This window comes from Glycomyces sp. TRM65418 (genome assembly GCF_019710475.1).
In the GTDB taxonomy this organism is placed as follows: domain Bacteria; phylum Actinomycetota; class Actinomycetes; order Mycobacteriales; family Micromonosporaceae; genus Glycomyces.
Window position 1 is genome coordinate 330,294 of record NZ_JAJFAX010000002.1, and the last position, 20,522, is coordinate 350,815.

Consider the following 20,522-nt stretch of genomic DNA (forward strand, 5'->3'; position numbering starts at 1 on the left):
GACCCGGTTCTGGCAGGACTGGCGGCGAAAGTGGGAATCCCGGGGGCCGCCCCCGAAGACCGCGCGCGGGTGCACCCGCGCGCGGCTCCTGCCAGGACACCTCGCGAGGAACCCGCGGGCGCACCGGCAAGGCGCCGGTGCGCCCGCACCAAACAGCGCATCAAGAACACGCCGCTCCCATACGCGGATCAGCTCGGTGCTTGCAGGACTGCCTATCTGCAGCGCCGCGGACGCCCGCCCTCCGGCAGACATCTGCGGCTTCAGCGGACCGAGCCTCCGCCGGGCGCGCCTCCTCGGGTGGCGACCCGGGGTTTCGCTCGGGGTGCTTACCAGCCGCTGGGGACCGGGGCGCCTTCCGTGTAGCCCGCGGCCGACTGGACGCCCACGGCTGCGCGCTCGTGGAACTCCTCCAGGGTGGTCGCACCTGCGTAGGTGGCCGCGGAGCGGATCCCGGCCACGATCGAGTCGAGGAGGTCCTCCACGCCGGGCCGCTTCCGGTCCAGGTACATCCGCCCGGTCGAGATGCCCTCTTCGAACAGGGCCTTGCGGGCCTGGTCGAATGACGAGTCGCTCGCGCTCCGGGCCTTGACCGCGCGGGCCGAGGCCATGCCGAAGGACTCCTTGAACGGCCGGCCGTCCGCGTCGTAGTGCATGTCGCCGGGCGATTCGTGGGTCCCGGCGAACCAGGAGCCGATCATGACGTTCGCGGCGCCGGCCGCGAGGGCCAGGGCGACGTCGCGCGGGTGGCGCACGCCGCCGTCGGCCCACACGTGGCGGCCGAGGTGGCGGGCGATCTTGGCGCATTCGAGGACGGCGGAGAACTGGGGGCGGCCCACGCCGGTCATCATGCGGGTGGTGCACATCGCGCCCGGGCCCACGCCGACCTTGACGATGTCGGCGCCGGCGTTGATCAGGTCGGTCGTGCCCTCGGCGGTGACGACGTTGCCCGCGGCGATCGGGAGGTGCGGGGCGGCGTCGCGCACGAGTTTGAGCGCGTCGAGCATCTTCTCCTGGTGGCCGTGCGCGGTGTCCACGACGATGAGGTCGGCGCCGGCCTCGACGAGGGCGGCGGCCTTGCCGGTCACGTCCCCATTGATGCCGATCGCGACGGCGACCCGCAGGTGTCCGTCGGCGTCGACGTTCGGCCGGTAGATGGTGTTGCGCAGCGCTCCGGCCCTGGTGAGCACGCCGTGGAGGCGGCCTTCGTCGTCGAGGACGGGCGCGAGTTTGACGTTGGCCGCTTCGAGGGTCTTGAACGCCTCGGCGTCCGAGAGGCCCCTCGGCAGGGTGACGAGCCGGTCGGAGGCGACCTGTTCGAGCTGGGTGAAGCGGTCGACGCCGCGGCAGTCGGCCTCGGTGACGACGCCGAGCGGGCGGCGCTCGGAGTCGGTGACGATGACGGCGCCGTGGGCGCGCTTGGGGAACAGGGCGATCGCCTCGGCCACCGTGGCGGTGGGCGGGAGCGTGAGCGCCGCGTCGCAGTCGAGCGGCCGGGACTTGACGCGGGCGATCACGTCGGCGACGACGTCGACGGGGATGTCCTGGGGGATGACCGCGAGGGCGCCGCGCCGGGCGAGCGTCTCGGCCATGCGCCGACCCGACACGGCGGTCATGTTCGCCGCGATGATCGGGATGGAGTTCCCGGTGCCGTCGCCCGTGGACAGGTCGACGTCGAGGCGCGAGGCCACGTTCGACCGGTTCGGGACCATGAACACGTCCGAGTAGGTGAGGTCGTGGCCGGGTTGTCCGTCGATGAAGCGCATGGCAGTCCCCTTGTAGGGAGTGGTCGGATGCTCGGCGGGTTTCCGCCGCCGGGAACCCTAACCCCTTTTCGGTCGGCTGGAGCAGTGCTTGTGGTGTTCCGCACAGCACTGCCCATTGTCCCTCTTCCGGGGCCGACTTGTAAGTCTGCGATCCGACAGACCGGGGACGGCCGCCGCCCGGTCAGTCGGTGATCTGGCAGATCGGGGCGCCGGCGGACACGACGTCGCCGATGGCGACGTCCAGCCCGGACACGGTGCCCGACTTGTGCGCTTCGATGGGCTGCTCCATCTTCATGGCCTCCAGGACCACGATGGTGTCGCCCTTGACGACGGACTGGCCTTCGGCGACCGCGACCTTGACGATGGTGCCCTGCATCGGGGACGGCAGGCCGTCGCCGCCGATCGCGGGCCCGGAGTCGGCCTGCTTCTTGGGGCCGCGCTTCTTCGGCTTGGCCGACGCGACCGGGTTGAGCAGGCCCGCGGGGATCGACACCTCGAGGCGCTTGCCGCCGACCTCGACGACGAGGCTCGTGCGCTCCTCGGCGTCGCCGCCGGCAGCGGCTCCGGCGCCGTACGGCTCCAGGGTGTTGTCCCATTCGGTTTCGATCCACCGCGTGTGGACGGTGAAGTCCTCGGCGAACGCGGGGTCCTCGATGACGGCCCGGTGGAACGGGAGCACCGTCGGGAGGCCCTCGACCTCCATCTCGGCGAGCGCCCGGCGGGAGCGCCGCAGCGCCTCCTCGCGGGTGGGGGCGGTGACGATGACCTTGGCGAGCAGCGAGTCGAAGTTCCCGTCGATGACGGTGCCCTCTTCGATGCCGGTGTCGACGCGCACGCCCGGCCCGGCCGGGAGGCGCAGCTTGGTGACCGCGCCGGGGGCGGGCAGGAATCCGCGCCCGGGGTCCTCGCCGTTGATGCGGAACTCGATCGAGTGGCCGCGGGGCTCGGGGTCCTCGGTGACCGGGACGGTCTCGCCGGAGGCGATGCGGAACTGCTCGCGGACGAGGTCGAGGCCGCTGGTCTCCTCGGAGACGGGGTGCTCGACCTGGAGGCGCGTGTTCACCTCCAGGAAGGAGATGGTGCCGTCGACGGCGACGAGGAATTCGACGGTGCCCGCGCCGTGGTACTCGGCCTCCCGGCAGATGGCCTTGGCGGCGTTGTGGATGACGGCGCGTTGCTCGGAGGTGAGGAACGGCGCGGGGGCCTCCTCGACGAGTTTCTGGTGGCGGCGCTGGAGGGAGCAGTCGCGGGTGCCGACGACGATGACGTTGCCGTGCGTGTCGGCCAGGACCTGCGCCTCGACGTGGCGGGGCCGGTCGAGGTAGCGCTCGACGAAGCACTCGCCGCGTCCGAACGCGGCCTCGGCCTCGCGGACGGCCGACTCGAACAGGTCGGGGATCTCCTCGCGGGTGCGGGCGACTTTCAGGCCGCGTCCGCCGCCGCCGAAGGCGGCCTTGATCGCCACGGGGAGGCCGTGCTCGTCGGCGAACGCGAGGATCTCGCCGGCGTCGTTCACCGGGTCCTTGGTGCCGGGCACCAGGGGCACGTTGGCCTTCATGGCGAGGTGGCGGGCGGTGACCTTGTCGCCGAGGTCCCTGATCGACTGCGGGGTGGGGCCGATCCAGGTGAGCCCGGCGTCGATCACCGCCTGCGCGAACTCGGCGTTCTCCGAGAGGAACCCGTATCCCGGGTGCACCGCGTCCGCCTCGGACCGCTCGGCGACCCGCAGGAGCTTGTCGATCCGCAGGTACGTGTCGGCGGCGGTGAGGCCGTCGAGGGCGAACGCCTCGTCGGCCAGCAGGGTGTGGGGTGCATCGCGATCGCCGTCGGCGTAGACGGCGACGGACTCGTAGTCGGCGTCCCGGCAGGCCCGGATGACTCTCACTGCGATCTCGCCGCGGTTGGCGATCAAAACCTTGCGCACGTCCCGCAGTGTAGTGGCCGGGTATCCGAGGTCGGGAGGACGCTGTTGCGGAGTGCCCTCCAGAACCGGGATAAACCGCCCGTAGTTTGGAGGTTCTCCATAACAACGGTTGTCGAATTTTTAGTGTGATCGCTTGAACGATCGTTCAGGCCGCCGTCAGTCGAAGACGGAGTGCCATCGGGCCGCCTCCTCGGCGAAGCGCTCGCTGCGGATCGCCTCGCGCCAATGCGCGGCCTGCTCGGCGTCGGGGTCGGGGCCGAGCGAGAGCTCGCCGGCCTCGATCCGGCGGGCGGTGTCCTCGCACCATTCGGCGTCGGCGTTCCACAGGTCCGTCTGCCGCTTGAGCAGCGCCCTGGCGTGGGCGGGCAGGAACGACGACTCGTCGCCCTCGGTGAATTCCGGGGAGGTCGCGGCCAGGAGGATCGTCACCGACTCGACGCGCTGGTAGAGGACGTCGGCGCGCTGGCGGAGCAGGGCGATGTTCTCGGCGGGGGTGAGCACCGTCGCGAAGGACCACGCGGTGTGGAAGGGGTCGTCGGATCCGGCGACCTCCCAGAGCTTCTCGCGCAGGGTCCGCTGGAACTCGCTCTCGCCCTTCGCGGTGATCCGGTACGTCGTCCTGGCGGGGCGGTCGTCCACCGATTCGGTGGCCACGACCTCGATGAGCGCGTCGGCGGTGAGCCGTTTGAGCGCGTGGTAGACCGAGCCCGCGCCGATTTCGGCGACGCCGGGCATCCGCCACGAGTCGATCTCGCGCCGCACCAGGTAGCCGTGGACGGGGCCGAGCCACCGGACCAGGCCGAGAACGATCAGACGCGTGCTCCACATGCCCGCAATATTATACCTTTGACTACTCTTCCTGGCACCGCCGAAACCCGGTTGTGCCCTCGGCGACCGCGCCTATATAGTCAAACTTGAACAAGGAAACGGCTCGTGCTCCGCACCCGGGCCCCGGCCCGCCGGACGCCACCAGAGCACCCGAACCCACCCGCGAGGTACCCATGCTCATCGAGACCAAGGGGCTGAAGAAGACCTTCAAGTCCCGCGGCAAGTCGGTCGAGGCCGTGCGCGGCGTCGACCTCGCCGTCAAGGAGGGGGAGATCTTCGGTCTCCTCGGCCCCAACGGCGCCGGCAAGACCACCACGATGCGAATCCTCTCGACCCTCATCGAACCCACCGAGGGCGCAGCGACGGTGTGCGGCCACGACCTGGCCAAGGAGGCCGCGAAGGTCCGTCGCGACATCGGCTACGTCGGCCAGCACGGCGGCACCTGGGGCGAGGTCACCGCCCGCGAGGAACTGGTCCTGCAGGGCCGCCTGTACGACATGTCCAAGCGGCGCTCCCAGGAGCGCGCCGCCGAGGTCCTGGAGTCCTTCCAGCTCGCCGAGTACGCCGACCGCAACGTCAAGACCTACTCCGGCGGCCAGAAGCGCCGCCTCGACATCGCCCTCGGCATCATGCACGAGCCGAAGCTGCTGTTCCTCGACGAACCCACCACCGGCCTCGACCCGCAGTCGCGCGCCCACATGTGGGACGAGGTCAGGGCCCTGCGCGACCGCGGCACCGCGGTCTTCCTGACCACCCACTACCTCGACGAGGCCGACGCCCTGTGCGACCGGCTCGCCATCATCGACCACGGCGAGATCGTCGTCGAGGGCACGCCGAACGCCCTCAAGCGGCAGGTCGCCGGCGACGTCGTCGCCATCGGCGTGAACGGCGCCCCCGAGGGGGCCCTGGCCCTGCTGCGCGGCAAGGACTTCGTCCGCGAGGCCGAGGCCGGCGAACCCGACCCGGCCACCGGGATCGCGCTCCTGCGCCTCTACGTCGACGACGGCGCCGCCGCCGTCCCGGAGCTGCTGCGCGCCCTCGACGCCGAGGACATCGCCCCCGCGTCCATCGAGCTGCACCGGCCCAGCCTCGACGACGTCTTCCTGAAGCAGACCGGCCGGTCGCTGCGAGAGGAGAAGTGACGGTGAAGGTCGTGCGCGACACCTGGCTCGTCTACGCCAGGGCCATGAAGCTCAACATCAAGCAGCCGGTGTGGCTCATCGTCATGCTGGTCCAGCCGATCTACTTCCTGTTCCTGTTCGCCCCGCTGCTGGAGCCGATGGACGGCATGCCCGGCTTCGAGAACGGCGCGATGGAGACCTTCGTCCCCGGTCTGATCATCATGATGGCGCTCTTCGGCTCGGCGTTCGTCGGCTTCGGCCTCATCGCCGAGCTGCGCCAAGGCGTCATCGAGCGGATGCGCGTCACCCCGGTCAGCCGCACCGCCCTCATGCTCGGCCGCACCCTGTCCACGGTGACCACCACGCTGTTCCAGGCACTCGCGCTGGTGCTGCTGGCCGCGCTCACCGGCAGGCTCGACGTCTACTGGCCCGGCGTGGGGCTCATGCTCCTCATCGTGCTGCTCACGGCGTTCATGCTCGCCGCGGTCTCGCTCGGCCTGGCGATCATCCTCAAGAGCGAGGACGCCATGGCGCCGGTCATCAACACGCTGGTGCAGCCGATCATGCTCATCTCCGGCATCATGCTGCCGATGATCATGGCCCCGTCGTGGCTGCAGAACGTGGCCGAGTTCAACCCGTTCTACTACGCGGTGCAGGCCTCGCGCGAGCTGTTCGCGGGCAACATCGACAGCCCCTTCGTGTGGCAGGCCCCGGTCATCCTCGGGGCGCTCACGATCCTGCTCGTGTGGTGGGCGACCCGCAAGTTCGCCCGCGCCGTCGCATAGACCCCGCCGAGACCAGGGGACACGGGAACCGCCGCGAGCCGGTCGGCTCGCGGCGGTTCCCGTCGCGGTCTAGAGCGCCTCGACGCCGTCGGCCCCGCGGAGCGCGCCGCGGGTGTCGAGCACCGGCACGCCGGCCGGCAGCGCGTCGGGCCGGTATTCGGCGTGGTTGGTGAGGAGCACGATCAGGTCGGCCTTCGCGGTCGCGAGGTCGGTGACCCGCTCGACGCGAGTGCTGCCGACGCTCCACGACGGCACGTGCGGGTCGTGGTAGGCCACCTCGGCGCCGGCGTCGAGGAGCTTGCGCGCCACCGGGGTCGTCGGCGATTCGCGCTGGTCGGCGATGTCGGGCTTGTAGGTGACGCCCAGCAGCAGCACCCGGGCGCGCGAGAGCGCCAGGCCGCTCGCGTTCAGCTTCGCCATCGCGCGGGTGACGACGTACTCGGGCATCCGGTTGTTGATCTCCTGGGCCAGCTCCACGAAGCGGAACGGGTAGCCGAGGGTGCGGACCTTGTAGGACAGGTAGTTCGGGTCGATCGGGATGCAGTGCCCGCCGACGCCCGGTCCGGGGTAGAACGCCTGGTAGCCGAACGGCTTGGTCTTCGCGAGGCCGATCGCGTCCCACAGGTCGACGCCGAGTTCGCGGCAGAACACCGCCATCTCGTTGACCAGCGCGATGTTCACGTGCCGGTAGGTGTTCTCCAGCAGCTTCGCCATCTCGGCCTCGCGGGTGCCCTTGGCTTCCACGATGGTGTCGATGAACCGCGCGTACAGGGCCGTCGCGGCCGCGGTGCACGCCGGGGTGAGGCCGCCGACGACCTTGGGGGTGTTGACGATCCCGTAGACCGGGTTGCCGGGGTCGACGCGCTCGGGGGAGAAGGCGAGGTGGAAGTCGACGCCGGGTTCGAGGCCGGACTCCTCGCGGAGGATCGGGGCGACGACCTCTTCGGTGGTGCCCGGGTAGGTGGTGGACTCCAGGACCACGAGGGTCCCGCGCCGCAGGTGCTGCCCGGCGCCTCGGGCGGCGCCGACGACGGCGGCGAGGTCGGGTCCGCCGGACTCGCTGAGCGGGGTCGGCACGCAGATGACGATGGCCTTGGCGCGGGCCTGGACGGCGGCGTCGGCGGACGCGGTGTAGCCCTGGCGGAGCATGAGGTCGAGCTCGGCGTCGGCGATGTCGTCGATGTGGCTGGAGCCGGCGTTGAGCGCGTCGACCACCCGCTGTGAGCGGTCGAGGCCGACGACGGTGAGGCCCTTGGCCGTCGCGGCCTGCGCCAGCGGCAGGCCGACGTACCCCTGGCCGACCACGACCAGGTCGATCGGGGTCGCTGTCGCGTCAACAGTTGCCACAGTGGAGTCCTTTGCGATTCCGGAGGAGAGCTCGGGTGCGCCCACGACCTTAGCAATATGGAACGCCACTGACGTGACCAGGGCGAACTCCGATTGCTGTTGGTCATTCGTTCACCTGGGCGACACGGTTCGTCCGAACATTCGTTGCCCGAGGCGTGCTGTTCACCGATTGATCAAAAAGAGTTCACCATTTCCCGGCGTGTCCCCCCATGCGCCGGAATGGCACTGGGATATCGCCGCCATGGCGCCGTTGACGTGCGAGGACGTTCCTATCGCGGGGTGACGGCGGTCCTATTCGGCGGCCGAGGTCACGGTCCTCCGGCCGCTACGATCGGTGCATGCCCATGTTGAGCATCGTCATCCCCGTCTTCGAGGCCGAGGCATACCTCGCGGGCTGCCTCGACACGATCGTGGGCGGGGGCGACCGGCTGGAGATCGTCGTCGTCGACGACTGCTCGCCCGACGGCTCGCGGGCCGTCGCGGAGCGGTACGCCGCCGCGGACGAGCGCATCCGGGTGATCACGACCCCCGAGAACGCGGGGTCCGGTCCGGCCCGGAACGTCGGTCTCGCTCAGGCGAAGGGCGACTACGTGTGGTTCGTGGACGCCGACGACGAGCTCAAGCCCGGCGCGGTCGAGCGGGTGCTCGACGCGGTCTCGGGCCCTCGGCGGCCCGACGTGGTGCTCGTCCAGCACGAGAAGGTCCGCGACACCGGCGCGGTCGAGATCGGCGAGCTGCCGGAGCTGGCCGAGCGCTGCCCGGCCGACCCGAACGGCTTCACGCTCGCCGAGTGGCCCCGGATCGTCGACTACACCCACACGCCGTGGACGAAGGTCTCGCGCCGCGCGTTCCTCACCGGCATCGACGTGGGTTTCCCCACCGGCTGGTACACCGACATCCCGTGGACGTACGCGCTGCTGCGCCGCGCCGAGCGGATCGCGGTGGTCACCGAATGCTGCTACCAGTGGCGCCAGCGCGCCGGGTCCTCCATCACCCGCACCCGCGACGACCGCCACTTCGACGTGTTTACCCAGTGGCAGCGCACCTGGGACGACTTCGCGGACGTCGACGACGCCGGGATCCGGACCGCCCTGTTCAACCACATGGTCTGGCACCTGCTGCTCGTCATCGGCAACACCGAGCGGGTCGAGCCGAAGAAGCGGCGCGAGTTCTTCCGCCGCACCTCCGAGCTGTACCGCCGCTACCACCCCGGGCCCGACGCCTGGCGTCCCGCCGGCGGCGTCACCGGCCTCAAGCAGCGGCTCCTCGCCGCCCGCGCCTATCTCGGCTACGAGGCGCTCCGGCAGGTCTACCGGATCGCCAAGCGCGTCAACCGGTCCGGTACCCGACCGGCGAACCCGGTGCCGGCGGCCTCCGAAGTGGAGGCCTCGGTCGCCGACGGCGCGAACGCCGGCGGTTCAGCGGCCCAGGGCGCGCCGGACGACGCCGCGGGCCTTGCGCCGCAGGCCCCCCTGCCCGCCGCCCCGCGCGTCTCCCGCCGCTGACGCCGCGGCGCTGAACGCCTCGGCGAGCGGCCCGTCCGCGAGCCGCGCACGCCCCCACACCGCGTCGATCCCGACGCCGAGATGCGCGGCCCGCGCCGCCGCGGCGGTGCGCTCCAAGCTGATCGCGCCCTCGGGGAGCGCCAGTTCCACCAGGCCGAGCCGGTGCCGATTGGCGTACTCGACCAGCGCGGCCACCGCCTCCGGGCCCGGCCGCGCCGCCGCGGGCACCCGGATCACATAGGGCACCGTCGGATCCGCTTCGGCCTTCGCGGCGAACCGCACCCGGCTCTCGCCTCGGAACGACTCCAGCAGCAGCCGCGCCTCCAGTTCCGGGTCGTCCAGGACCGCGTGGCGGCCGGTCGGGGGCTCGGGCCAGTCGCCGACGAGCGTCACCCGCACGTCGGGCACCGACCCGCCCAGGATGGCGTCCACACAGGACTCGGTTTCGGCGGCGTCGTCGCCGGCCTCCACGACCACGTCCGCCAGCGGCGTCGCCCACCCCCGGGCGGCCCGGGGCCGCTTCACGTCCAACTCCGGCACCCGGTTCGCGATCCGCGGCCGCCGGTACCGTTTCGCGAGCGCTCCGCGTTCGGCGATCTGCCGCGGCCCCAGGTGCCACGCCGACGAGCCGTCGTCCGGCACGAACAGCGCCCCCGCCTGGTGCAGCCGGTACCCGAAGATCGTGTCCGACCCCAGGGGCACGTCGGCGTCCATCCCGCCCGAGGCGCGGAACATCGCCCGCGTCACCGAGAACGACGCGCCCACCATGACCCGGAACGCCCGGTGGTCGGCCTGCCGCAGCCGGTCGGTGGCGTCGATGATCTGCTCGATCCACTGCGGCTCGGACCGCTCGGCGTCGAACAGCGACGCCGCCTCGCCCGCCCGCACCGACTCGTACACCGCCGCCGGCTCCAGCACGCCGGGCGCATAGTCCACGAACCGCTTGTGCCCCAGCACCGCCAGGTAGTCGGCCGCGTGATGCCACCGCAGCTGCGACGCCACGTGGTCGTGGAAGACCAGCATGTCCGCGTCCAGCCGCAGCACCACGTCCCCGTCGCTCTGCGCGACGCCGGAGTTCGTGGCGTGCGCCGAGGACCATCCGCCCGGCAGGGGCGCGACGATCCGCGTCCGCTCCGGCCGCACCTCCGGCAGCCGCAGCGGCGGCTCCGTGCCGTCGTCGACGACGACGACCTCCAGCAGCCCGGCCGGATAGGTCTGGGCCGCCAGGGACGCCAGCGTCACGTCGAGCTTGTCCTGGTGCCCGTGCGCCGGGACCACGACGCTGACGCTCAGGCGGGGGTCGCCGGCGGGCGGGGCCAGGGGCCCGTAGTCGTTGCCGCGCAGGGCGGGGCCGTAAGCGACGGGCACGCGTCACCGCCTGAGGAGGGCGCGCAGGCGCGCGCGCTGGCGGGCGTCGAAGTAGCGGCGCAGGAAGCGCCGCGCCGCGGAGGGCGGCGGCGGCTCGAAGACCGTGCCGATGGACTCGGCGGCGGCCAGGCCCGGGTAGCGCGCGGCGCCCCAGATCCCGGCGACGACCTGGTCGAGGCCGTCGCCGCCGGTGATGTGGCGGGCGCGGGCGAAGGCCGCGGTGCGTTCGAGGCGCGCGGGCGGCGCGTCGGGCAGTTCCGCGAGGAGCAGCCCGGCGTCGGCCCGCTCCATCGCCGACAGGAGTTTCCCGACGCTGTCGGGCCGCAGCGGGACCGGGCCCGGCAGGACGAGCCGGTACGGCACGGCCGGATCGGGGGCGGGGGCCTCGGCGGCGAGCCGGACGCGGCCCTCGGCGTCGTACTGCTCTTCGATGAGGCGCAGCTGCGCGCCGTCGCCGGCGAGGATCGACGCGCGGTCCTGCGGGGCCGGGCCCTGCCCGGTGACGAGGGTGATCCGGGCGTCCCCGTCGGGGCCGGCGAGGATCGGCGCCACGCACGAGTCCACATCGGACGCGGTGGCGTCGCCGACGTCGATGACGACGTCCAGCAGCGGGACCCGCCAGGCGCGCGGGGGCGCGGTGCGGCGCATGCCGTGCAGCGGCACCCGCTGGGCGATGTAGGGCACGCGCTGGTGGCGGCCCTCGTCCCATTTCTGCAGCATCTGCGGCATGCCGAGGTGCCACGCCGACGAGGTCCGCTCGGGGACGAACACGGCCCCGGCCTGGGCGAGCCGGTAGGCGAACTCGGTGTCCGAGCCCAGGCGCAGGTCGGTGTCGAGGCCGCCGACGGTCTTGAAGAAGTCGCGGTGCACGGACCCGGTCGCGCCGATGAAGACGCGGAAGATGCCGGGGTGGTGGGCGGTGAGGCCGTGGGTGTCGGCGATGACGTTCTCGATCCAGTGCGGACGGGAGTCCTCGACCGCGAACAGGGCCTGCGCCTCGCCGCATCGCACCTTCTCGTGGACCTGCTCGGGGGTGAAGCGCCCGGCCTCCCAGTCGACGAACCGCTTGTGGCCCAGGACCGCGAGGTAGTCGGCGGCGTGGTGCCAGCGCATCTGCGCCTCGACGTGGTCGCGGTAGGCGACCATGTCGGCGTCGAGCCGGAGCACGACCTGCCCGTCGGCGTGGGCGAAGCCGGTGTTCACGGCGTGGGCCGAGCCCCAGGAGTCGGGCGCGGCGACGACGAGCCGGGTGTGCTCGGGCCGCAGTTCGGGCAACCGCAGGGGAGGCGTGGAGTTGTCGTCGACGACGACCACCTCGGTGAGCGTCGACGGATACGTCTGGGCGGCCAGCGCGGCCAGGGTCAGATCGAGCTTCTCCTGGCTCCCGTAGGCCGGCACGACGACACTCACCGCGAGACTCGGCTTCCAATCCGCGGAGTTCGGCGGGTGCAAAGCCCTATAGTCGTTGCGGACGATGCGCGGGCGTTTCGGTGAGTCGCTCATTTCGCGCCCACGATATCCCGGCGGCGTCGGCCGAGAAAGACCGGCTTCCCAGTTCAACATCTGTTTACGCACGCGAGTGCGGCTGTTCGCATTCAATTCAACATTATTGCCATTCGACACGCGAAGATCTGGTCGGAAAGCAACCTGGAGATGAACGGACGAGATGATCGCAGCTGACGAGACCGCGCGCTACCCGGCCCGCCTGACCGACGACCTCTTGGTCCGGGCGGGGGAGCGGGCGCCGGGCACGCTGGCCGCGACGGCGCTGCGCACGCGCTCCCCGGGCGCCCGGCACCTCCTCGCCCGGGCCGCCTGCCGGAGCCTCGACCTGCCGGGCCTGCTCGAGGCGGCACGCCGCGGCGACGCGGGTGGCGCGCAGGTGAACACGTCGGCGCTGTGCACGCTCGCGCGGGTCGTCGGCCTCCAGTTCGGCACCGAGGAGGACCGGCGGGACGCCTTGGCGCTCTACGATCTCGCGCTGCGCCTCGGCGGCGCGCGCCGCGTCGGCGCCCGCGACACCGCCGTCCACGCGCAGCTCGCCTACGTCCTCGGCGACGTGCCGAAGACCCGGAGCCTCCTGCGCCGCTACGGGAAGCGCCTCCCGGCGCTCGAACGCGGCGCGCTGCTGGCCGACCTCGCCCATCCGGACCGCGGCGGCGACGAGGCCGCGTGGATCAAGCGCCTCGGCCGCCTGTGCGGCCACCCCGAGCTGCGCCTCGCGCCCGCGGCGGACGGCCTGCCGTGGTTCGACCGGCTCCGCGCCGCGCCCGGCCCGACGATCGAGGCGGGACCGAGGATCTCGGTCGTCATGACCGCCTACCGTCCCGACCGCGCCCTGCTCACCGCCGTCCGCTCGCTCATCGAGGGCACGTGGGCGAACCTCGAGGTGCTCGTCGTCGACGACGCCTCAGGGGCGGCCTACGACGAGGTCCTCGACGCCGCCGCCGCGATCGACGACCGGGTCCGCGTCCTCCGCCGCGACGTCAACGGCGGCACGTTCGCGGCCCGCAACACCGCGTTCGACGCCGCCACCGGGGAGTACCTGACGGGCCTGGACGCCGACGACTGGGCCGCGCCCGATCGCCTCGCGCGCGCCGTCGCCCCGCTCCTGGAACGCCCGGAGCTGCAGTTGACCTGCGGGGAGGCGTTCCTGTTCAACGAGGACCTCACCGCCACCCGCCCCGGCCGGGTCCTCACCACGACCTCGACGGCGTCGATGACGTTCCGCCGCAGCGCCCTCGACCGGATCGGCTACTACGACGAGGTCCGCAAGGGCGCCGACACCGAGTTCCTGCACCGCGTCGCGGCCGCCTTCGGCGACGACGCGGTCCTGCGGCTGCGGGGCGTGCGCGACACGCTCATGCGCCAGGCCCCCGGCTCGCTCTCGCGCGAGGAGTTCGGCCCCGGCTGGAAGCACCCCGCCCGCCGCGCCTACCAGTCCTCGTACCCCCTGTGGCACCGGCAGATCCGCGACGGCGCCGACCCGTACCTGCCGAAGGCCCCCCTGCGGCGCCCGTTCTGGGCCCCGCAGCACACCGCGCTCGCGCGCGCCGAGCAGCGGCAGCGCCGCTTCGACGTCGTGTTCTGCCTCGACTGGCGGCCCTTCGGCGGCCCCCAGAAGTCCACGATCGAGGAGATCAAGGCGCTCCGGGCCGAGGGCATGGCCGTCGCCGTCATGCACCTGGAGTCCTGGCGGCACATGACCGTCGAGGACCGGCCGATGTGCGAACCCGTCCAGCGGATGGTCAACGACGGCGTCGTGGAGCAGGTGCTCGTCACCGACGACGTCGTGTGCGACCTCCTGGTCCTGCGCTACCCGCCGATCCTCCAGTTCCGCTCCGGCGAGCGCTCCTCGGTGCGGCCCCGCCGCATGATCGTCCTCGCCAACCAGGCCCCGCACGAACGCGACGGCTCCGACAACCGCTACGTCCCCGACGCCTGCCACGCCAACGCGACCGACATGTTCGGGGTCGCCCCGCTGTGGGTCCCGCAGGGGCCGCAGGTCCGCGAGGCCCTCGCCGGCCTCACCGCGGGCCCCCTGGCCGACTTCGACATGCCCGGGATCCTCGACACCGCCGACATCGCCCCGGCCCGCACCGGCTTCCGGTCCGTGATGCCCGTGGTCGGGCGCCACTCCCGCGACGACTGGACCAAGTGGCCCACCCGCGAGGACCTGCCGCTGGTCTACCCCGGCGACGGCCGCTGGGACGTCCGGATCATGGGCGGCGCCAGGAGCGTGGCGCACATCACCGGCGAGGACCCGCCGGTGGCGTGGACCTGCTACGGCTTCAACGAGACCGACGTCGAGTCGTTCCTGTACCAGCTCGACTTCTGGATCTACTTCCCGCACCCGCAGCAGTACGAGGCGTTCGGCCGGGCGGTCCTGGAGGCGCTCGCGGCCGGGTGCGTGACGATCCTGCCGCCGCGCTTCGAGGCCACGTTCGGCGACGCCGCCCTGTACTGCGAACCCGCCGAAGTGGTCGACCTGGTGGAGGCGCACTACGCCGACCTCGACCGCTTCCTGGCCCGCAGCGCCCTCGCCCAGCAGCGGGTGCGCGAGCGGTTCAGCCACGACTCGTACCGCAAACTCGTGTCGGACCTGCTGGCCGACTCCCTCGCCGGAAAGGTCGCCCCCGACTGATGAAATCGAAGCTCAGAGCGGTCTACATCCGGCTCGGGCGGCCCTCGCCCCTGCGCGTGGCCCTCGTCGCCTGGGCCGTGGCGGGCCTCGCGCTGCTCGCCGTCGGCCTCTTCGGCGGCGAACGCCTCGTGTGGGTCGTCTCATCGCTGATGAGCCTGGTCACCCTGGGCGCGCTGGGCCTGGTGTGGCACGAGAGCCACCAGGCGCGGCTCGAGGCCCGCGCCTCGGCCGAGCGCGCCGAGGTCACCCTGCGGAGGATCCTGGCCGCGTTCGAGGTCGAGCGCCTGGCCGCGGAGCGCCGCCACGCCGCCGGAGGCGACCGGAACGCGTGAACGCGGGCCCCGCTCCCGCGGCCCGGAGGCGCCGCGGGGCGGCGGCCGATCGGCCGTCACCGGGCGGGCCCGGCCGAGCGGTACTATTGGCGCGCCGTGTCAACCACCTGTTCCGGGAGGGCCGCCCCCATGGAAGAGCCGATCATTCAGGCTCGTGACCTCGGGATCTGCTTCGCCAAAGGCAAGCAGAAGAAGGGCCGTGTCAAAGACCTGTTCGTGCGCCGCAGCGCCAACAAGCAGGGCGTGAACGCGAAGGACTTCTGGCCGCTGCGCCACGTCAACTTCGACATCTTCCCCGGTGACGCCGTCGGCATCATCGGCCGCAACGGCACCGGCAAGTCCACGCTGCTGCGCCTGATCACCGGGGTGCTCATCCCCGACGAGGGCTACGTGCGCCGCGAGGGCCGCGTGGCCCCGCTCATCGCGCTGTCCGCCGGGTTCTCCGGCGACCTCACCGGCCGCGAGAACGTCAACCTCGTCGGCGCGCTCCACGGCATGTCGAACAAGGAGATCAAGGCCAAGTACGACGAGATCGTCGAGTTCTCCGAGCTCGAGGACTTCATGGACACGCCCCTGAAGCACTACTCGTCCGGTATGAAGGTCCGCCTCGGCTTCGGGGTGATCACCCAGCTGCCGCACCCGATCCTCCTGGTCGACGAGGCCCTCGCGGTCGGCGACGCCGCGTTCAAGCGCAAATGCCAGGCGGTCATCGCCGGGCTCCTCGAAGAGGGCCGGACGCTCGTGTTCGTCTCCCACTCCGAGGGCGACCTGAAGAAGTACTGCAAGCGCGGCATCTTCCTCGACGCGGGCACGCTCGTCACCGACGGCACCGTCGAGGAGGCCCTCGACTCGTACAAGGCGGCCGAGAAGCGCGACGCCGACGCCAGGGCCGAGAAGAAGAAGGCCGCCGCGGAGGCCGCGAAGCGGGCCGCCGAGACCGCCGCGCCCGCTCTCGTCCCGGGAGCGGTCGAGGCGGCCAAGTGAGCCGAGCCGTCATCCTGCCGGCTCCGGGAGGCCACGCCGAGATCGACGACGACCGGACCGTCCTCGACCGGCTCGTCGCGCAGCTCCGCGAGGCCGGGTGCGACGACGTCACGGTGCTCACCCGGCCGGGGACGGACCGGCCCGTCAAGGCCGCCCAGATCGCGTCCGCCGACGCGCAGTCCGACCTGCGGCACCTCGGCGACCTCGCCTTCAGCGGCGGGGGCGCCCTCTTCGTCGCCTGCGCCGATCTCGTGGCCTCCCCGACCACCGTGGCCGCGGTCCTGTCCGACTCCTCGCGCCGTTCGGGCGTGCTCGTCGGCGCCGACGACCCGGCCGCCGCGCCCGTCACCGTCGAACGCGGCCTCGTCACCGGCCCCGGGCCCGGTCCGGCCCGCCTCGGCGGCCTCGCGAAGGTCTCCGCCGCGCACCTGGCCCGTCTCAAGCGGCACTGGCCGCGCCGCGCCGAAGGCGACGCCTTCGCGTCGCTCCTCGCGGCCCTCCACGCCCGCGCGATCCCCGTCAACGTCTACAAGACCCCCGGCCTGCCGCACCGCCAGGTCGGCACCGCCGAGGAGGCCCGCGAGGTCATCGCCGCGTTCGAGGCCGTCGACATGGACGCGTGGCGGCTCCGCAACGCCGTCAAGCACGACGACGACTTCTTCGCGACCTACGCCGTCTCCACCTGGTCCCCGAAGCTCGTCACACTCAGCGCGCGCCTGGGCTGGACCCCCACCCCCATCACCTGGGTCTCCATCGCCCTCGCCGTCGGCGCCGCCGCGGTCTTCGCCGCCGGCTGGTCCTGGTGGTACCTCGCCGCCGCGGCCCTCATGTACTTCAGCTTCGTGTTCGACTGCGTCGACGGGCAGCTCGCGCGCTACACCCAGCGCTTCTCCTCCTTCGGCGGCTGGCTCGACATGATGGCCGACCGCTCCAAGGAGTTCCTCATCTACGCCGGCCTCGCCGCCGGCGCCGTCGCCGACGGGACCCCCGCGCCCGCCGCCTGGGGCCTCGCCCTCGCCGCCATGGCCACCCAGACCGTCCGGCACACCGCCGACACCTGGTACGCGGTCCTCCTCGACACCGCCGTCGTCCGCCAGGCCCGCAAGCGCGAGTCCGCGCCGCCCGCCGGCCGCGCCGCCCACCTCGGCCAGCGCCTCGGCTCCGCCTCCGAACAGGTCATGGGCGCCCACCGCACCCCCCTGTACTGGATCAAGCGCACCATCGTCGCCCCCGTGGGCGAACGCTGGCTGCTCCTCGCCGTCGCCGCCGTCGCCTTCGGGCCCCGCACCGCGATCACCGCGCTGCTCGTCTGGCAGCTCCTCGCCCTCGGCTACACCACCGCCGGCCGGGCCCTCCGGTCCCTGGCCGCCCGCACCGCCGCGCTGCGCCGCCCCGACCGGTCCGCGCACCGCGACGACGGCCCCCTCGCCCGGCTCGTCCCGCGCAACCCCGTCGACGGCGACATGGCGCCGTTCGCCGCCACCGCGGCCGCCGTCCTCAGCGCCGGAGGGGCCGTGCTCGCCGCGGCCCTCGGCGCCGCCGTGTGGGTCCCGTTCGGGCTCGCCGCGCTCGCGATCGCGCTCGCCGCCTCCATGGCCCGCACCGACCACGAGGGCCTGTTCGACTGGTTCGTCCCCGCCGGGCTCCGCGCGGTCGAACTCGGCGCGATCGCCGCCGCCGGGATCGCCGCGGGCGTGTCCTGGCCGGTGCTGTACACGCTGCTCACCGTGATCAGCCTGTACTTCTACGACCTCGCCGCCGGACTCGACAAGGCCGCCTCCCCGGTGGCCCGCCGCGACCTCGGCCTCGGCTGGCCCGCACGGAGCCTCATCGCGATCGGCGCGGGCGCCGCCGCAGTGGCGACCGTTCCCGCAGTGGCCACTGTGGTCTACGGGGCGCTCGCCGTGTACGTCGCGTCGGTGTTCGTCGGCGCCGTCGTCGCCGGCACCGTCCGCGCCTCCCGCCCCGCCGCCGCCTGACCGAACGCCCCCGAATCCGTTCCCGGGCGCCGTCGTGCTTGACGCTCAAGCGAACTCGTTCGTGTCAGATGTCCCGACAGGCGCACGCCGCTGGTGCCTCGCGACTAAGGTGTACCTGTGCGCAAGTGTCGGCTCCGTCGTCTGGTGCTCGCCGCGACCGTGATCGGGGTGGCGGGGCTCCTCTCGCTGCCCGTGTTCCTCGAAAGGACCGCCGTCGAGAACACCGCCGACAACGACGCCGCGATTTCCCAAGTGGACTGGATCAACGCCGACGAGACCTACCCGATCCCGCCCGGATCGCCCACCCCCAGCCCCAGCTACGACGGTGACGGCACCTCCGACCCCGACGACCAGGACGGCGACGGCGGCGACGGCGGTGACGGCGACGGCGGCGACGGCCCGTCCGGTGACGGCGCCTCGCCCGGCTCCGGCCCGACGGACGGGGGCGGCAACGGCGGCAACGGATCCGGCGGCGTCCTCGGCCTGGGCCTCCCGGCCCAGATCGCCCTCAGCGTCGGGCTCCTCGCGCTCGCGTTCCTGGCGCTGCTGCCGGGCCGCACGATGCCCGCCGAACTGCGCTGACCCGGCCCCGTGCCTCAGAGCGCCGTGTACGCGTACCCGCGGCGCTCGAACTCCGCGAAGATCGACTCGAGCGCCCCGCACAGGTCCCGCTGGTTCGACGCGCCGTCGTGCAGCAGCACCACGGCGCCCGGCCCGGTGCGGTCGACCACCCGCTCCCGGATCTGCGCCTCCGTCGTCGCCTCGTCCCAGTCCGAGGGGTCCACCGCCCAGTGCAGCGACTCCATCCCCAGGTCCGCGGCGACCGCGATCGCCCGGTCGGTCCACTGCCCGCCGGGGTGCCGGAAGAACCCGATCTCCGCGCCCGGCACGGCCTTCGCGATCGCGTCGTTCGTCCGCTGCAGGTTCGCGCGGATCTCGCCCTCGCTGCGCGCGCCCAGGTCGAACTCGTGGAACCACGTGTGATTGCACAGCGTGTGCCCCTCGCGCGCGATGTCCGCGACCAGTTCCGGATGCGCCTCCGCGTACGCGCCGATCATGCAGAACGTGGCCTTGATCCCGCGTTCGCGCAGCATCGCGAGGATCGTCGGCGTCCACTCCGGCGAGGGCCCGTCGTCGAACGTCAACGCCACCGCGTCCGATCCGGTGCGGTTGCGCGTGCCCAGCGGCCCGCCGTACGCGCCGCCGGCCGGCTCGGACGCCGAGGCCGGGGGCGCCGCGGTCGTGGGCGCCGCCGAGGACGCGGGCGGCGACGCCGGCTCAGACGGCGCGCTCGAGGGCGCCGCAGGCGTGCCGGTGTCCTCGGCCTCGTCGCCGTCCTCGCTCGCGGGCGGGTCGGCCGCCGAGGCAGTAGGCTCGGTCGCGGTCGGGGTCCCCGCGGGCGGTCCGCCGCCGGGCCACAGCGAGGCGAGCGCCAGCAGCGCGGCGACTGCGGCGGCGATGCCCAGTTTGTGGCGTCCCATCCCGACATTGTAAGTGTCATAGGCCACAGAACACGGCAACCCAAGGAGGGGCCATGCGACTCGTCGTCGGCATGACCGGCGCGACCGGCGCGGTCTTCGGCGTCCGCCTGCTCGAGGCGCTGCGCGAGATCGACGGCGTCGAGACGCACCTGGTCATGAGCCGCTGGGCCCGGACCACGCTCCGGCTCGAGACGCCCTACACGCCCGCCGACGTGACCGCGCTGGCCGACCACAGCTGGGGGCCGGGGGAGCAGGCCGCGCCGATCTCCTCGGGGTCGTTCCGCACCGACGGGATGATCATCGCGCCGTGCTCGATGAAGACCGTCGCGGCGGTGCGCACCGGCTACACCGAGGGCCTCATCGGGCGGGCCGCCGACGTGACGCTGAAGGAGCGCCGCCGGCTGGTGCTGCTGGCGCGGGAGAGCCCGCTCTCGGAGATCCACCTGGAGAACCTGCTGGCGCTCTCGCGCATGGGCGCGGTCGTGCTGCCGCCGGTGCCGGCGTTCTACAACCGGCCCGAGACCATCGACGACATCGTCGACCACGTCGTCGCCCGGACGCTCGACCAGTTCGGCCTGGAGTCGGCGAAGGCGAAGCGCTGGAGCGGACTCGGCGGCGGGGCAGCCGAGACGGGCACAGTGGACTCTGGCACGCTGGAGCCCGGCACTGCGGAGGAGTAGCGGATGGACACGTTGATGTGGGAGGCCAAGGCCGCCGAAGGGCGCGGGGCCGAACTGCTGCGCTGGGTGCTCGACGAGGTGCGCCGCCTGGCGGACCCGCAGGTGCGGACCGAGGTCTTCATCGCGGGCGAGCGCGTGGTCGTGATCGCCGTGGGCGAGGCCGCCCCGAGGCGCCTCCCGGACCCGCCGGAGGCGCTCGTGGAACGCCCGCCGCACGCCTGGCCCTTCACCCGGGTCCACCTCCCGACCTGACCGCACCCGAGCGCGCCTCCGGACCGGAG

Annotated in this window: 17 protein-coding genes; 10 read left to right on the forward strand and 7 right to left on the reverse strand. The window is 72.7% G+C overall.

What is annotated here, in order from left to right:
- Positions 1-326: 326 nt before the first annotated feature.
- The 3 genes from K3N28_RS06580 to K3N28_RS06590 form a co-directional block, all read right to left on the reverse strand.
- A complete protein-coding gene (locus K3N28_RS06580; RefSeq protein ID WP_228091689.1) occupies positions 327-1,763 on the reverse strand; it encodes a GuaB1 family IMP dehydrogenase-related protein in 1,437 nt (478 codons plus the stop codon).
- A gap of 181 nt (positions 1,764-1,944) precedes the next feature.
- Entirely contained in the window at positions 1,945-3,687 is a 1,743-nt protein-coding gene (locus K3N28_RS06585) for a biotin carboxylase N-terminal domain-containing protein (RefSeq protein ID WP_228091690.1), read from the reverse strand.
- A gap of 156 nt (positions 3,688-3,843) precedes the next feature.
- Positions 3,844-4,515 carry a PadR family transcriptional regulator gene (locus K3N28_RS06590; RefSeq protein WP_228091691.1) on the reverse strand — a complete coding sequence of 224 codons (672 nt, stop codon included), beginning with the start codon at positions 4,513-4,515 and terminating at the stop codon, positions 3,844-3,846.
- A gap of 173 nt (positions 4,516-4,688) precedes the next feature.
- Here K3N28_RS06590 and K3N28_RS06595 point away from each other — a divergent pair, with 173 nt between their 5' ends.
- Together K3N28_RS06595 and K3N28_RS06600 are read left to right on the forward strand one after the other, a co-directional pair.
- Positions 4,689-5,657, forward strand: a complete 969-nt coding sequence (locus tag K3N28_RS06595) for an ATP-binding cassette domain-containing protein (protein WP_228091692.1) — start codon at positions 4,689-4,691, stop codon at positions 5,655-5,657.
- Positions 5,654-6,421 carry an ABC transporter permease gene (locus K3N28_RS06600; protein ID WP_228091693.1) on the forward strand — a complete coding sequence of 256 codons (768 nt, stop codon included), beginning with the start codon at positions 5,654-5,656 and terminating at the stop codon, positions 6,419-6,421. Before K3N28_RS06595 ends, K3N28_RS06600 begins: the two co-directional genes overlap by 4 nt.
- 69 nt (positions 6,422-6,490) lie before the next feature.
- Here K3N28_RS06600 and K3N28_RS06605 read toward each other — a convergent pair whose 3' ends face one another.
- Positions 6,491-7,768, reverse strand: coding sequence for a nucleotide sugar dehydrogenase (locus K3N28_RS06605; RefSeq protein WP_228091694.1), 1,278 nt, complete (start codon positions 7,766-7,768; stop codon positions 6,491-6,493).
- 338 nt (positions 7,769-8,106) lie between these two features.
- Between K3N28_RS06605 and K3N28_RS06610 the strand changes: the two genes are divergently transcribed.
- On the forward strand, positions 8,107-9,273 hold the full coding sequence (locus tag K3N28_RS06610) for a glycosyltransferase (RefSeq protein ID WP_228091695.1): 1,167 nt from the start codon (positions 8,107-8,109) through the stop codon (positions 9,271-9,273).
- Here the strand turns inward: K3N28_RS06610 and K3N28_RS06615 are convergent.
- On the reverse strand, positions 9,187-10,641 hold the full coding sequence (locus tag K3N28_RS06615; RefSeq protein WP_228091696.1) for a glycosyltransferase family 2 protein: 1,455 nt from the start codon (positions 10,639-10,641) through the stop codon (positions 9,187-9,189). The two genes, K3N28_RS06610 and K3N28_RS06615, sit on opposite strands and share 87 nt — an antisense overlap.
- Before the next feature lie 3 nt (positions 10,642-10,644).
- Positions 10,645-12,051 (reverse strand): glycosyltransferase family 2 protein, encoded by a 1,407-nt coding sequence (locus K3N28_RS06620; protein ID WP_255640261.1) that lies wholly within the window; start codon positions 12,049-12,051, stop codon positions 10,645-10,647.
- 256 nt (positions 12,052-12,307) lie between these two features.
- Here K3N28_RS06620 and K3N28_RS06625 point away from each other — a divergent pair, with 256 nt between their 5' ends.
- From K3N28_RS06625 to K3N28_RS06645, 5 genes are all read left to right on the forward strand, one after another.
- Positions 12,308-14,785 (forward strand): glycosyltransferase, encoded by a 2,478-nt coding sequence (locus tag K3N28_RS06625; RefSeq protein ID WP_228091698.1) that lies wholly within the window; start codon positions 12,308-12,310, stop codon positions 14,783-14,785.
- Entirely contained in the window at positions 14,785-15,117 is a 333-nt protein-coding gene (locus K3N28_RS06630; protein WP_228091699.1) for a hypothetical protein, read from the forward strand. The genes K3N28_RS06625 and K3N28_RS06630 overlap by 1 nt, the downstream gene beginning before the upstream one ends.
- 129 nt (positions 15,118-15,246) lie before the next feature.
- Positions 15,247-16,101, forward strand: a complete 855-nt coding sequence (locus K3N28_RS06635) for an ABC transporter ATP-binding protein (RefSeq protein ID WP_228091700.1) — start codon at positions 15,247-15,249, stop codon at positions 16,099-16,101.
- Positions 16,098-18,080, forward strand: a complete 1,983-nt coding sequence (locus K3N28_RS06640) for a CDP-alcohol phosphatidyltransferase family protein (RefSeq protein ID WP_228091701.1) — start codon at positions 16,098-16,100, stop codon at positions 18,078-18,080. The genes K3N28_RS06635 and K3N28_RS06640 overlap by 4 nt, the downstream gene beginning before the upstream one ends.
- A 117-nt stretch (positions 18,081-18,197) precedes the next feature.
- The gene (locus K3N28_RS06645; RefSeq protein ID WP_228091702.1) at positions 18,198-18,662 is read left to right on the forward strand and encodes a hypothetical protein; all 465 of its coding nucleotides are present in this window, start codon (positions 18,198-18,200) and stop codon (positions 18,660-18,662) included.
- A gap of 14 nt (positions 18,663-18,676) precedes the next feature.
- On the opposite strand, the gene K3N28_RS06650 is transcribed toward K3N28_RS06645, so the two are convergent.
- Positions 18,677-19,561: a polysaccharide deacetylase family protein gene (locus K3N28_RS06650; RefSeq protein WP_228091703.1), complete on the reverse strand. Its 885-nt coding sequence runs from the start codon at positions 19,559-19,561 to the stop codon at positions 18,677-18,679.
- A 53-nt stretch (positions 19,562-19,614) separates the two neighbouring features.
- On the opposite strand from K3N28_RS06650, the gene K3N28_RS06655 reads away from it, so the two are divergent.
- Together K3N28_RS06655 and K3N28_RS06660 are read left to right on the forward strand one after the other, a co-directional pair.
- On the forward strand, positions 19,615-20,241 hold the full coding sequence (locus tag K3N28_RS06655) for a non-oxidative hydroxyarylic acid decarboxylases subunit B (RefSeq protein ID WP_228091704.1): 627 nt from the start codon (positions 19,615-19,617) through the stop codon (positions 20,239-20,241).
- A 3-nt stretch (positions 20,242-20,244) separates the two neighbouring features.
- A complete protein-coding gene (locus K3N28_RS06660; protein ID WP_228091705.1) occupies positions 20,245-20,493 on the forward strand; it encodes a hypothetical protein in 249 nt (82 codons plus the stop codon).
- Positions 20,494-20,522: the final 29 nt, after the last annotated feature.

Coding starts and splice junctions, on each gene's coding strand:
- K3N28_RS06625 (WP_228091698.1), top strand. CDS start 12,308: ATGATCGCAGCTGACGAGACCGCGCGCTACCCGGCCCGCCTGACCGAC.
- K3N28_RS06595 (WP_228091692.1), top strand. CDS start 4,689: ATGCTCATCGAGACCAAGGGGCTGAAGAAGACCTTCAAGTCCCGCGGC.
- K3N28_RS06630 (WP_228091699.1), top strand. CDS start 14,785: ATGAAATCGAAGCTCAGAGCGGTCTACATCCGGCTCGGGCGGCCCTCG.
- K3N28_RS06580 (WP_228091689.1), bottom strand. CDS start 1,763: ATGCGCTTCATCGACGGACAACCCGGCCACGACCTCACCTACTCGGAC.
- K3N28_RS06590 (WP_228091691.1), bottom strand. CDS start 4,515: ATGTGGAGCACGCGTCTGATCGTTCTCGGCCTGGTCCGGTGGCTCGGC.
- K3N28_RS06635 (WP_228091700.1), top strand. CDS start 15,247: ATGGAAGAGCCGATCATTCAGGCTCGTGACCTCGGGATCTGCTTCGCC.
- K3N28_RS06650 (WP_228091703.1), bottom strand. CDS start 19,561: ATGGGACGCCACAAACTGGGCATCGCCGCCGCAGTCGCCGCGCTGCTG.
- K3N28_RS06610 (WP_228091695.1), top strand. CDS start 8,107: ATGCCCATGTTGAGCATCGTCATCCCCGTCTTCGAGGCCGAGGCATAC.
- K3N28_RS06655 (WP_228091704.1), top strand. CDS start 19,615: ATGCGACTCGTCGTCGGCATGACCGGCGCGACCGGCGCGGTCTTCGGC.
- K3N28_RS06660 (WP_228091705.1), top strand. CDS start 20,245: ATGGACACGTTGATGTGGGAGGCCAAGGCCGCCGAAGGGCGCGGGGCC.